Origin of the sequence: Limosilactobacillus sp. (assembly GCF_040772465.1) — a bacterium.
Lineage (GTDB): Bacteria > Bacillota > Bacilli > Lactobacillales > Lactobacillaceae > Limosilactobacillus.
Genome location: NZ_JAXGYB010000004.1, coordinates 120,650 through 133,207 on the forward strand (window position 1 = coordinate 120,650; position 12,558 = coordinate 133,207).

The 12,558-nt window shown below is 47.8% G+C and carries 14 protein-coding genes; 3 read left to right on the forward strand and 11 right to left on the reverse strand.

Features of this window, described 5'->3' with window-relative positions:
• Positions 1-7 precede the first annotated feature (7 nt).
• The 7 genes from coaE to AB3114_RS05375 all read right to left on the reverse strand — a co-directional run bounded on the left by coaE (position 8) and on the right by AB3114_RS05375 (position 7,478).
• Complete coding sequence (gene coaE / locus AB3114_RS05345; protein ID WP_367342229.1) at positions 8-604, reverse strand: dephospho-CoA kinase; 597 nt, start codon at positions 602-604, stop codon at positions 8-10.
• A 9-nt stretch (positions 605-613) separates the two neighbouring features.
• Complete coding sequence (gene mutM / locus AB3114_RS05350) at positions 614-1,468, reverse strand: DNA-formamidopyrimidine glycosylase (RefSeq protein WP_367342230.1); 855 nt, start codon at positions 1,466-1,468, stop codon at positions 614-616.
• A 14-nt stretch (positions 1,469-1,482) separates the two neighbouring features.
• Positions 1,483-4,149, reverse strand: a complete 2,667-nt coding sequence (gene polA, locus AB3114_RS05355) for a DNA polymerase I (RefSeq protein ID WP_367342231.1) — start codon at positions 4,147-4,149, stop codon at positions 1,483-1,485.
• 112 nt (positions 4,150-4,261) lie between these two features.
• Positions 4,262-4,981, reverse strand: a complete 720-nt coding sequence (locus AB3114_RS05360; RefSeq protein ID WP_367342232.1) for a Bax inhibitor-1 family protein — start codon at positions 4,979-4,981, stop codon at positions 4,262-4,264.
• 87 nt (positions 4,982-5,068) lie between these two features.
• Complete coding sequence (gene murC / locus AB3114_RS05365; protein ID WP_367342233.1) at positions 5,069-6,379, reverse strand: UDP-N-acetylmuramate--L-alanine ligase; 1,311 nt, start codon at positions 6,377-6,379, stop codon at positions 5,069-5,071.
• An 81-nt stretch (positions 6,380-6,460) separates the two neighbouring features.
• Positions 6,461-7,099 carry a YtpR family tRNA-binding protein gene (ytpR, locus tag AB3114_RS05370; RefSeq protein ID WP_367342234.1) on the reverse strand — a complete coding sequence of 213 codons (639 nt, stop codon included), beginning with the start codon at positions 7,097-7,099 and terminating at the stop codon, positions 6,461-6,463.
• A gap of 58 nt (positions 7,100-7,157) precedes the next feature.
• A complete protein-coding gene (locus AB3114_RS05375; RefSeq protein WP_367342235.1) occupies positions 7,158-7,478 on the reverse strand; it encodes a thioredoxin family protein in 321 nt (106 codons plus the stop codon).
• Between the two features lie 125 nt (positions 7,479-7,603).
• On the opposite strand from AB3114_RS05375, the gene AB3114_RS05380 reads away from it, so the two are divergent.
• Positions 7,604-7,942 (forward strand): hypothetical protein, encoded by a 339-nt coding sequence (locus AB3114_RS05380; protein ID WP_367342328.1) that lies wholly within the window; start codon positions 7,604-7,606, stop codon positions 7,940-7,942.
• Positions 7,943-7,988: 46 nt separating this feature from the next.
• Here the strand turns inward: AB3114_RS05380 and trmB are convergent, their stop codons facing one another.
• The 3 genes from trmB to AB3114_RS05395 are packed head-to-tail and all read right to left on the reverse strand — an operon-like array spanning position 7,989 to position 10,577.
• Positions 7,989-8,630 (reverse strand): tRNA (guanosine(46)-N7)-methyltransferase TrmB, encoded by a 642-nt coding sequence (gene trmB / locus AB3114_RS05385; protein WP_367342236.1) that lies wholly within the window; start codon positions 8,628-8,630, stop codon positions 7,989-7,991.
• An 8-nt stretch (positions 8,631-8,638) separates the two neighbouring features.
• Positions 8,639-9,847, reverse strand: a complete 1,209-nt coding sequence (locus AB3114_RS05390; protein WP_367342237.1) for an ABC transporter permease — start codon at positions 9,845-9,847, stop codon at positions 8,639-8,641.
• The gene (locus tag AB3114_RS05395; RefSeq protein WP_367342238.1) at positions 9,840-10,577 is read right to left on the reverse strand and encodes an ABC transporter ATP-binding protein; all 738 of its coding nucleotides are present in this window, start codon (positions 10,575-10,577) and stop codon (positions 9,840-9,842) included. Before AB3114_RS05395 ends, AB3114_RS05390 begins: the two co-directional genes overlap by 8 nt.
• A 111-nt stretch (positions 10,578-10,688) precedes the next feature.
• Here AB3114_RS05395 and AB3114_RS05400 point away from each other — a divergent pair, with 111 nt between their 5' ends.
• Together AB3114_RS05400 and AB3114_RS05405 are read left to right on the forward strand one after the other, a co-directional pair.
• The gene (locus tag AB3114_RS05400; protein WP_367342239.1) at positions 10,689-11,129 is read left to right on the forward strand and encodes an HIT family protein; all 441 of its coding nucleotides are present in this window, start codon (positions 10,689-10,691) and stop codon (positions 11,127-11,129) included.
• A 60-nt stretch (positions 11,130-11,189) separates the two neighbouring features.
• A complete protein-coding gene (locus AB3114_RS05405; RefSeq protein WP_367342240.1) occupies positions 11,190-11,450 on the forward strand; it encodes a hypothetical protein in 261 nt (86 codons plus the stop codon).
• Positions 11,451-11,557: 107 nt separating this feature from the next.
• Here AB3114_RS05405 and AB3114_RS05410 read toward each other — a convergent pair whose 3' ends face one another.
• Positions 11,558-12,508 carry a peptidylprolyl isomerase PrsA gene (locus tag AB3114_RS05410; RefSeq protein WP_367342241.1) on the reverse strand — a complete coding sequence of 317 codons (951 nt, stop codon included), beginning with the start codon at positions 12,506-12,508 and terminating at the stop codon, positions 11,558-11,560.
• Positions 12,509-12,558: the final 50 nt, after the last annotated feature.

Here is a 12,558-nt window from a genome sequence, read left to right on the forward strand (position 1 = left end):
GTTTTAACTATACCATATTCAGATGGTCGATCAACCAGGCCGCCTGCTGGCGCGTAAACTGGCGGTCACCACTGTTATCGATCACCCAGTTAGCCAGTTCCCGTTTCTTTGCTAAAGACATTTGACTCGCGATGCGCTGTTGAGCCTGTTCTTGGCTGAGACTGTCACGGGCGATGAGCCGCTGCAACTGGGTCGTTGGGTCAACGCTAACGACCACGATTTGGTCGCAGTCACCCTGATATCCCTGTTCAAAGAGGGTCGGAGCATCCAGAATGACGTGCGAGCGTCCTTCCCGCTGAGCATCGGCAAAGTTTTGGTTAATGGACTGGCGGATCAAGGGCTGCATGATCTCGTTGAGGGTAGCCAATTGACGCGGCCGGGCAAAGACCAATTGTCCCAAAGCGCGACGGTTCAATGAGCCATCTGGCAATAAGACGTCATTGCCAAAAGCACCGGTAATCTGGGGAATGGCCTTCCCGTCTGCCGCCGTCAACTGATGTGCTACTTTATCGGCATCGACAATCCGCCAGCCAGCATCCCCAAACTGCCGGCTGACGGTCGACTTGCCACTGGCGATGCCGCCAGTTAAACCGATCACTTTCATAACAGGGCCTCACTTATCTTCAGGCAATACTTGGTCATCCGGCATCGGTTGGCAATGCGGGCAAAAAGTCGTGCCCCGCTCGGCTACCTTGATCTTTACCATCTTGGTACCGCACCGCGGACACTTTTCGCCAGAACGGCCATAAGCTTCGAGGTGGTCTTGAAAACCACCAGCATCACCGAGAGCATTTTTAAAAGTGTGCACCGTCGTCCCCTTGTACTTAGTAGCCGTTGCGATTTCTTTAATTATGTTGTCATGCAGGGCCTGGATCTGTTCGGCACTGAGGCTGTTAGCCGCCTGTTCAGGGTTGATCCGGCTTTGCCAGAGCACCTCGTCACAGTAGATGTTACCCAGTCCCGCGACATGCCGTTGGTTGAGAAGGAAGGGCTTGATCTTTCCCCGTGACTTATGAAGGATCTTGGTAAAGTAGTCAACGGTGAAATCCTCAGACGTTGGCTCAGGGCCAATCGTCTTAAGTCCGCCCACCTGCATTTCCGTACCGGTCGGCACCAGCCGCATCCGACCGAATTTACGGGTGTCGTGGTAGCACAATTCTGTGCCGTCGGTGAAATGAAAAACAACGTGGGTATGCTTGTCGATCGGCCCCCCTTCTGGTTGGCTGAAATACTGTCCTTCCATGCGGAGGTGGCTGATCATCGTCAAATCATTGCTAAAACGGAAAAGAAGGTACTTGCCCCGCCGATCGATCCGCAGAATGGTTTGTCCGATCAGATTTTGCCGAAATTTTTCGACATCCCCACGGATGATTTTGCCGTAGTAAACATCAATCCCGCGAATTTGCCGACCTTTAGCAATTTTCATCAGGCCACGGCGAACCGTTTCAACTTCTGGTAATTCTGGCATCCAAACTCACTTCCTTACTTTTTCAAATCGTACCAGGTGTCGCCCCACTTGCTCTCAACTTTCAGTGGAACATCCAGCTTAACTGCGGAGTCCATCACGTGCGGAACTAATTTTTCGAGAGTTGGAATCTCATCCTTTGGTGCTTCAAAGACCAGTTCGTCGTGGATTTGAAGGAGCATCCGGGCTTTCAAACCTTTTTCTTTCAATTGTTGAGCCATATTGATCATCGCAATTTTGATGATATCAGCAGCACTACCCTGAATTGGCGTGTTCATCGCCGTCCGTTCAGCGAAAGAACGCCGGGCAAAGTTTTTCGCATGGATATCCGGTAAGTAACGACGCCGGTGAGTCAGTGTTTCCACATAGCCTTTCTCGTGAGCTGATTTTACGATCCGGTCGATGTAGTCTTTAACCCCGGGGAATTCGTGGAAGTAATTGTCGATGAATTCCTGTGCCTGTTTCCGGCTGACATGAATGCTCTGTGACAAACCGTAAGCGCTGATGCCGTAGACGATGCCGAAGTTCACCGCCTTAGCGTGGCGCCGCATGTTAGGTGTGACTTCTTCGTCAGCACCCAGGTGAAAAATCCGCCGGGCCGTGCTGGCGTGAATGTCCTTGCCATCGATGAAGTCTTGCTGCAGGTTCTTATCACCGGTGACATGGGCAAGAACCCGTAATTCAATTTGCGAATAATCAGAGCTAAAGATCTGCCAGTCCTCGTGGCTTGGTACAAAGGCGTGACGAATTTGCCGACCCTCTTCAGTCCGCACCGGGATGTTTTGCAGATTAGGGTCGACAGAGGACAAGCGTCCCGTCTGGGTCAAAGTTTGCAGATAACGGGTGTGGACCTTGCCATCAGTGCTGTGGATCACCTTCAGCAAGCCATCCACATAGGTAGACTTAACCTTGTTAACTTGGCGGTAAGTCAGAATGTGATCGATGATCGGCGACTGGCCGCGCAGTTTCTCCAAAACGGCGACCGCAGTCGAGTAACCAGTCCGCGTCTTTTTAATCACCGGTAGGCCCATCTTTTCAAAAAGAATATGACCAAGTTGTTTTGGCGAATTGATGTTAAATTCCTCGCCCGCATCATTGTAGATACTTTGTTCCAACTCGCTGAGGCGCTCGGTCATCTTGCTTCCCATTTCCTTGAGCAGGTTGCTGTCCACCTTAAAGCCGTTGATCTCCATCTGGGCCAGTACATAAGTCAGCGGCAACTCAATATCGTGATACAGGGGCAACTGTTCATGATCATCGAGTTCTTTGCGCAATTTAGCATGTAAGTCTTCAATAGCCCGCCCCTTCTTGGCCAAGTGGGTAAAGAAGGTTTGGTCGTCATCAGGAATTGCCCGTTTAACACCCTTGCCATAGACCTGTTCGTCGCTTTCCACATCGAAGTAATTATGCTGATGAGCCAATGCGCCCAAATCATTGTTGTTGTCGTTAGTGTCCAGCAGGTAGGACGCCAGCAAAAGGTCGAAATCGACGTTCTTCAAGGTCAAACCCAAACGGTGCAAACCGACGATCTGTTCTTTAGCATTAAAGCAATTCTTTTGAACTTTTTCACTAGCCAGCAGATCAGCAATTTCCGGCTTCTTCAGCAATTCAACATCGCGGCTGACCAGCCACTGGTCGCCACTACCGATCACAAAACCAGCAAAAGGCGACAGATGGTAATTAGCTTCTGGCATTTCCAAGATAAAGGAAAAGCTGGCTGGCAGTTTTTTGAGCACTGACATGTTGTCAGCCGTCAATTCCGTGTAGTGGATCGGCTTAGCAGCCTTGGCTACTTTGTCATCACCGGCTGCAACGCCCATTTTGGCTAAGAAACTGTTGAAATCCATCTGCTGGTAAAACTTAATCAGATCATCGCGCTGGTCGCCCTGGTAGGTCAGATCGTCCAGCTTGACAGTCAGCGGTGCATCCCGCAGAATCGTTGCCAGCTTCTTATCCTGGCGGGCAATAGCCTCATCAGATACCAGGTGTTCTTTCATCTTGCTGGCCTTTAACTGGTCGATATTATCATAAAGATTCTCAACGCTGCCAAACTTTTGCACCAGCTTGAGGGCCCTCTTTTCCCCAATCCCGGTCACACCAGGATAGTTATCGGAGGTGTCGCCCATCAAGGCTTTTTGGTCGACGATCTGTTCAGGGGTGATCCCCAGTTCCTCCTGAATCGTCTCGGGAGTGTAGTATTTGGTGTCCGTAACACCCTTCATCGTCCGCACAACTGTACTGTTAGCAGTTGCCAACTGGGTCAAGTCCCGGTCACCAGTGACAATCAGAGTTTCATAACCGCGATCATCAGCTTGCTTGGCGAGGGTTCCGATAATATCGTCGGCTTCATAATTCTTCAGTTGGTACGGGGTCATTCCACAGAGTTCACACAGTTTGTGTACGTAGGGAATTTGTTCAACCAATTCTTCGGGAGTCTTGTTGCGGCCGCCCTTATAGTTACTATCCATCTTAGTCCGGAAAGTTACCCTACCAGCATCGAAAGCTGCTAAAGCATAATCCGGTTTAAATTTATTAAGCACGTGATCCAGCATCAGCTTAAAGCCGTAGATCGCAGCCGTGTGCAGGCCATCCGCGTTAGTAAACTTATCAATTTGATTATGCATGGCAAAAAATGCCCGAAACATAATACTATTTCCGTCGATCAGCAACAATTTCTTGGCCATAAAATTTTCGCTCCCTTATTCTTATCCAACCATAATTGTACCAAATTTGGGTCCCCTCACAAAATTTTGAGCATTAAAAAAACGCCCGCACGAGGCGGACGTCCTTATTTAATTAATCCCGGTTGCTTCCCATCTGTAAGATGTTGAGCAGCTGGATGAACAAGTTGATGAAGTCTAAGTACAGCTGTAAAGCCCCAGTGACGGCTAAGCCGTTTGTGGAAACCTGCCCAGCGTAGTTGACGTACAGTTGCTTCATCTTCTGGGCATCATAAGCCGTCAGGACAACGAAGATGATGACGGCGATGTAAGAGAAGATGTAGGTGATCATAGCACTCTTCAAGAACATGTTGATCAGAGAAGCGATGATCAATGCAATCAATGCGGCAAAAGCATGCGAACCGGCCCGGTCCAAATTGCGGTGGGTCACCGATCCGTAAAGCGCTAGTGCCACGAAAATCGAAGCTGCGGAAACGAAGGCCACCGTGATGTTGGCTGCCGTGTACACTCCAGCGATGAGCGCGAACTCAACGCCGTAGATCACCGACATGACCATCAGCATGATGAATCCCCCGACCGCATTGCGGGTTGCGCTGACAGAAACCCCGATTGACAAGGCAATTGGCAACAGTAACAGTAGCCAAACCATGCCTGGGTGTTGGCTAAAGTATCCCAGCACCTGTGTCTTCAGAGGGTTCATCACAACGTAAGCACTCAGTGCCGAGACCAGAACTGCAAAAGCCATCGTCCCGTACATCCGAGTCAAAAAGCTAGTCAACCCACTAGCATCAACAACAACCTTGCGCTGTTGTTGTTCAGGTTGAAAGTTATCCATGGAGATTCCTCCCATCCATTGTTATTTCTATATTGTCAAACTTGGTTAAGCTTGATCTTAGCAGAAGCTGTGACGCCACGCAAGCGATTAACGCTGCGCCAGCAATTTCTTATAAGCATCTTCATATTTTGGAATGTCGCCGGCACCCATGAAGATGATGACGGCGTTGTGGTAATCAAGCAACTGCTTAATTGAATCCATCTCAATGTTAGCACTGCCTGGAATCCGGTCTTCCAAATCCATTCGTGAAACGTTACCGCTGTGTTCACGGATAGATCCAAAGATTGGCGTAACGAAAACCTTGTCGGCACGCGAAAGCGACTTGCCAAAGTCATCCAGGTAAGCAGCCAGCCGTGAATACGTATGTGGCTGAAAGACCGTGATAATTTTGCGGTCCGGGAATTTCTGCCGGGCAGCATCCAAAGTGGCCTTAATTTCGGACGGGTGGTGAGCGTAGTCATCGATGATCTTCATGTCAGCCACGTCCGTTTCGCTAAAGCGGCGTTTGACCCCACTGAAGTTAGCCAGTTCATCGGCGATCACTTCGAGGTCGACCTTTTCCATGTATGAAACGGCGATCACTGCCAAACTGTTGAGAATGCTGTGCTCACCATAGAGGTGAATGGTGAAGGTTCCCAACTTCTTGTCGCGGAAGTAGACGTCAAAGGTCGAGCCGCTTGGTTTACGTTGGATGTTAGCAGCGCGGAAATCATCCTTGTCACCAGTCCCGTAGTAGTAAATCGGCACGTCAAGCTTTAACTTGCGCAGATTTTCATCGTCGCCCCAGGCGAAGACGGCCTTCTTAACCTGCTTACCATACTGTTCAAAGGAAGCTCGCACGTCGTCGATATCCTTAAAGTAGTCCGGGTGATCAAAGTCGATGTTAGTCATAATCGCGTAATCTGGGTGGTAAGCCAGGAAGTGGTCACGGTATTCATCGGCTTCGAATACGAAGAAGCGGGCGTCGGGTTCACCATGGCCGACACCATCCCCGATCAGGTAACCGGTTGGGGCGACAGCATGGAGCACGTGTGAAAGCAAGCCGGTCGTGCTGGTCTTCCCGTGGGCCCCGGCGATACCAATACTGGTGTAACGAGCAACCTGTTCTTCCACGGCTTCTGGGTAGCTCAGGACGGTTAAGCCCATCTCATGAGCACGCTTGATTTCTGGCTGGTCATCACCAAAGGCGTTGCCCTGAATGACAATCATGCCGTCTTTCAGGTTAGCCGGGTCGAAGTTATGAATCTTAATGCCGACGCGTTCCAGCGGGCCCTGGGTGAAAGTTTTCTTTTCGATGTCGCTGCCTTCAACGTGGTTGCCTTGGTCATTTAAGATCCGAGCTAAAGATGCCATCCCGGTTCCTTTGATACCAACAAAATAATATGATTTTTTAGTCATTGTAATCCTTCCCTGAATTTTGGATTGAAGTGGAAGAGGACGTGCCGTCGACTGAGACGTAACGCCCTCCCAATTGATTTTTTAAGCGAACAAGGTGTCGCCGCGTTTAAAGTCGAAAGCATCGCCAACCTGGCCGAAGTCGTCTGGTAAGATAACACAACCAGGACGGTTAGGAGCATTCTTCAAGCGCAATTCGCGGCCCGAGCAAATCATGCCGTTGGATTCGACACCACGCAATGATCCTGGGTAAATGATTTCACCACTAGGCATCATGGCACCGATCTTAGCCACCACGACCTTGATGTGATTCTTTAAATTAGGGGAACCACATACAATCTGCAGCTTTTCATCACCAGTGTCGACCGTCGTAATGTGCAGATGGTCGGAGTCCGGGTGCTTTTCCATCGATTCAACGTAACCCACCACAAACTTTGGCTTGTGGTCAGCCTTTAATTCATTTTCAAAACCAGCCTTCTTAATAGCTGCATTTAAAGTGGCCAACTGGTCATCAGTCAAAAAGACTTGACCATCCTGGCCCTTCAGACCTGGCAGTAACTGACTGGCGTTTAAAAAGTTGTAGCCGAGGAGATGACCATCTTTTTTATCTGTGATGGCAACAACATCGTCGTGCTTAGCAACTTCTTGGCTAGCGGTACTAGCCGCACAAATAACCACGAGAACGTCGCCCATGGCTTTTGGATTGTAACTTGTGATTAACATTTCACATTTCCTTTCCAACAAGTTAACGGCTTTTCACCGCTTTTATATTTTATCTCATTTAGTTAAGCCCGTGAAGAAAATCTTCGACTTGCTGTTTGGTTTTGCGATCTTTGTTCACAAAACGTCCCAGTTCCTTACCATCACGGTAAACGACAAAGCTCGGAATACCAAAGATGTTTAAGTCAGCTGCCAAATCGATATTTTCGTCGCGATCCACTTTCAAAAACTGGTAATCGCTGAAATCAGCCTCAATTTGTGGCATCGCCGGTTTGATAAAACGGCAATCTGGACACCAATCTGCCGTAAAAAAGAGGACGTAGGTGCCATTCTTAACCTTCTCTAAAAGCTGTTCTTCAGTCATTTTTGGTAAAGTTTCCATCATTTAACCTCCATCAAAAGCTGCTTGATCTCCACCGAAAATTATACCTGGCTACCCCAAAAATTGCCAAGAAGATAGATTATGTTACAATTATCTTATTGCAAAATCGGAAGAAGGAGATTGCGATGAACGACTCAAATACTGCATTGAATCCATGGCTTGTCTCTGCCACGCTAGGTGCATCAGGAATTGCCGGCTTCTTGGTTGGCAAATTACTGGGCAACCGTAAGTTATCTGCTAATAAAATTTTGAGAAATATCCGCAGCGATTTTCGAACTGAAGGCCCCGTCACCGGGAGCTGGATCGAAAGCTTCACAAAGCCTTACCAGCGCTTTGCTTTTAAGACTGACACTTATCGTGGTGGCATCAGCCGAATTGAGGACGGCCAAGTCGTCAACTACAACTTTTTAGCAGATGCCCACACTGGCACTCTGCTGCAGCTCGAACGCGAAGACGAAAAGTAAACAAAAAGGCTGGGAAAGCGTGATGTTTTCCCGGCCTTTCGTGTTGTTAAGCAAAGTGCGCCGTCAATTTATAAATTGGCTGCCCCTTTGCCGCAAATTTCTGCTCGTATTCTGTTTCAACGTTGTGTGCTTGTTCATCGCTGTTGTGCAGATCCAACCATACTCCATCAAAGACTAAGCCGTAGTTATTCATGGAACAAAGTGAATACTCGAAGAAACCCATGTTGTCGGTTTTGAGTTCAATCCCGCCGTGTTCCTGCAAAATCTCCTGGTATTCATGTAAGAAGGTTTTGTAAGTCAGACGCCGCTTTTCGTGACGCGACTTCGGCCAGGGATCAGAAAAGTTGAGGTAAAGCCGGCTAATCTCGCTCGGTTGGAAAAAACTGGTTAATTCCGCCCCGTCCGCATTGATCAGCTGCAAGTTAGGCAGCTTTTCTGGCAAGGCCTTCTTAAGGGCAATCGCTGCAACGGTCGACTGGATTTCGACACCGATGAAATTGATCTCTGGATGAGCTTTAGCCATCCCAATGATAAACTGGCCTTTTCCCATCCCCAGTTCTAGTTGTAATGGCTGTTCTTTTTGGAAACGTTCCTGCCACTTACCAGCATATTTAGCCGGTTTTTTTACTAACATTTCGGGATGAGCCTGCATCAGAGGCTCAGCCCACTTTTTATGTTTAACTCGCATTTTTGACCTCACTTTAACTTTTTGATTCGCTGTGGCATCAACAGACGACTGATCAAGATGGCTTCGACAATGCCAGCAGCTATATCAATCAACATCCACTGCCAATCGCCCTGGTTGCCAACACTAGCTATGCCAATTAAGATTCCGCTCGTCATGAGAATTACCATGGCTAAGTGCTGGAAATCATGCATTCTTGCCAAATGACTTGCCGGATAAAGGTGGGTGAAGGCATTATTATCGAAATGTCCGTAGAACGGGGTCAACTCACCCGCAATCACGTAGACAAAGAGCAGCGTCAGTATCAATTTCAGCCACCCGACACCCACAAAGAAGACGACCAACATTGCCACGATCGTCAGCCGACTCACCAAACCCGCAAAATCATCGTTACGGACAAAGCCACGGGCATAGAGATAGGACCACGGATGTTTTTTCACAGTTAATACATTGATGAGACCACGCGCCCAGCGCCGTCGTTTGACAGCTCCCTGAACACTTGGTACATCCGTGAAAAGATTGAAGAAACGGTAAATGCTGTCCATCCGGCTTTGTTCGTAGTCAATTGCCCGACGCCAGTCCAAACTAAACGGCACCCGGTACTCCAGCCAGTTAGCCAGCAAAAATAAAATAGCGACAATCGCACCAGCCCAGGCGTCCTTCGCAAATGTGCCGATAGCAATGACAAACGACTGCAGCCAACGATTGTTCATCCAATCACGCTTGCCTGGTGCCAGGTGTGTATTGTTATTGAAATGAATCCAGTTGACCAGCATCAGGTCAAATTTGCCGATAATCATCGCAATCACGGCCCAGGCCAGTTGATAGTTATTCCATCCCATCGTGACGCGGGCAAACGGAATCGCAACGACAGTGCCGGCAATTGTAATCAGCTCACCCAGCAACAGACTGTGACGCCAAGCTCGTTTCATGTAGCCAGTCATTGCCTTACTCTGCGGCATTAAAAAGACCCGGTCAGCGGGTTGCAACAGCGTCGCAAAGCGCCCAATCTGTAACAAGACACCGGACCAGATGATCAGCAGTAACGGTGCCCACCACAGTCCATGACGCAGTTTACCGAGCCAACCAACGTAGCCATATGCCAGTGCGCCCATTAAGAAGAAGAGAGCAATGACAAAGTGGTCATTAAAAACCAATCGCCAGTACTTGATCAGCATGAGAAAATGGGCTGACTGACGCTTTTTATATAAATCAATCATCGGCACCATCCCTTGCCATTTTCAGATAAATATCATCCAGTGAAGCATTAGCATCACTGGCCTGTTTGCGCAGATCCTTCAGCGTTCCGCTAGCCTTGACGCGCCCGTTTGTCAGCAAGACAAAGCGGTCACAATAGCGTTCGGCCGTGTCAAGGACGTGTGTTGACATCAAAACCGCTGTCTTGTGACGTTTAGCCCGGTTGATCAAACGAATCAGTTCATGAACCGCCAAGGGATCCAGACCATAGAACGGTTCGTCGACGATTAACAGTTTAGGATCCGTCAGAAAGGCGCAGCAGATCATGACCTTCTGCTTCATCCCCTTCGAGAACTTGGCCGGGAACCAATCCAGTTTATTGTCCAAACGGAAAGTCTTTAATAGCTCTTTGCCCCGTTCCCATGCCTTTTTCTTGTCAAGACCATAAGCCGTCATCGTCAATTCCAGGTGTTCCCGTAAAGTCAGTTCATCATACAGAATTGGGGTTTCGGGAACATAGGCAATTGATTGCTTATATTGTTCTTCATTATTTTTGATTGTCATCCCATCTAGTGAAATGGATCCGGAAAATGGCCGCAACAAGCCGATCACGTGGTTAATAGTCGTTGATTTGCCGGCACCGTTAAGACCAATTAAGCCAACCAGTTCGCCGGGTTCAACGTCAAATGTCACATCTTTCAAGACGGGCACCTGCCCGTATCCGCCAACAAGGTGTTCAATCTTTAAGCTCATATTTGTCCCTTCTTGTTTTGATTACCGCTAAATTATACCATAGGCTTATCTTGTGTATCATTGCACTGATCGGCTATACTTAACGTAATGATGACATAAGGAGCTGATCAAATGGCAGATGAAGAAAAAGATTGTATTTTTTGCAAGATCATCCGTGGCGAGATTCCTAGCTACACGGTTTATGAAGACGACGTTGTTAAAGCATTTCTGGATATTTCTCAAAACACCCCAGGGCACACTTTAGTTGTCCCAAAGAAACACGTCAAAGACATCTTTGCCTATGATGACGAATTAGCATCCGAAGTTTTCGCGCGGATTCCAAAGATTGCCCGGGCAATTAAGGCTTCCAACCCTGACATCATTGGGATGAACATCATGAACAACAACGGTCGAGTTGCTTACCAGTCCGTTTTCCATTCACACATCCATCTCTTGCCACGGTATTCCGCATCAGATCCGTTTGAAATCAAGTTTACGGACAATTCCGCTTCGTACGACGAGGCAAAGTACAAGAAAATTCAAGACAGCATTATCAAACATATGGAGGCATAATTCCTGACCAAGATTCAACAAAATATTACCAAAGCAAAGCGTCAACTTCATGTTTTAAAGTTGCATGGTGCCGTCGCCGTTGAAGACATGCGCGAACACTACCGCAACCGTCGCCAAAACACTAAAGAAATCATTGCGGCTGCTGAAACGCTGAAGGATTCTGCTAAAAAATTAAATTCATCATTGAAGGAATTGGAGCCAGGAACGGAAGCAGCTGCCAAGGCCGCTCGTTCAATCAACCGTTCCATCAACCGGATGCAGAACCGCAACCAGGCACAGGTAGAAAAAATCAAACGTGTCCTGAAGAAGTTTGAAAAATAAGAATTGCGGATTATGTCTCAATAATTCCGTCGAGCATTTCTCGTAAAGGCTCACTGATACTAAAAAAGGATCGGCAAAAATGCCGGTCCTTTTTATGTGGATCAAATTTATTTAGCGGATGATGAACTCGTGGACGTGCCCAGTGAGTTACCGCTGTTGCTGGAAGTACTGTTAGTCAAGTAACCATCCAGCACGTTCTTCAAATCGTTATCCTTGATCGAAACGTTACCCTTCTTCAGCACCTTAGATACCACGTTGTGGAGGAAGGTCGTGTTGTTCATGTTCTGTTGAACGATCTGGTTCTTGATGTCACTGATGTGGTCAGACTTCAGACCCTTGTTCGGGTGGTTGATCATGTAAATGACTTCATAACCATTAGCCGTCTTAACTGGTGACTTCGTGTATTCGTTGGTCTTCAGTTTGAAGGCAGCCTTCTTGTAAGCAGAATCCAACTGGGTATCGGTATTGTCAAATGCTGGTACCTTACCGCCATTATTCTTGGTAGATGTATCGGTTGAATTCTTCTTAGCTAACTTCTTGAATTCAGGATACTTGTTGGAACCACTGTAGTTATTCAGCTTGTTGATGATTGACTGAGCGCTGGACTTGGAGCCCACCAGAATTTCAGCCGTTGAAACCTTTGGCTGGTACTTCTTCCACTGCTTGTTGATGTCAGCATTGCTGATGTGAGAATAATGACGCACAGCAGCTTGCAGCAAGAGGTTGGAACGAATCTGCTGCTTAAAGCTCTTGGTAGTCAGACCTTGTTGAGAAAGCACGCTCGAGAAGGATGACCCATATTGCTTCTTGTAGCTGTTGAACTCAGCGTTAACTTTCTTGTCGCTGACTTGTTTGCCGTATTGTTTTTGTAGCACCTTATCCAGGATCATCTGTTGCAGCACTTGCTTGCCTTGGCTAGTTTGCTTCATGCTGGAGTAGTACTGATCTTGGGTGATCTTACCACCACTTGTCGTCGCAACTGCCTTATTACCACAAGCGGCCAGTGGCAGCATCAACATTGCGCCAGCAACGAGTGCTAACATCTTCTTACTCTTCAAATTATTTTCACTCCTTAGTGATTCGGTTATTTTTACACCGTTCTACTATA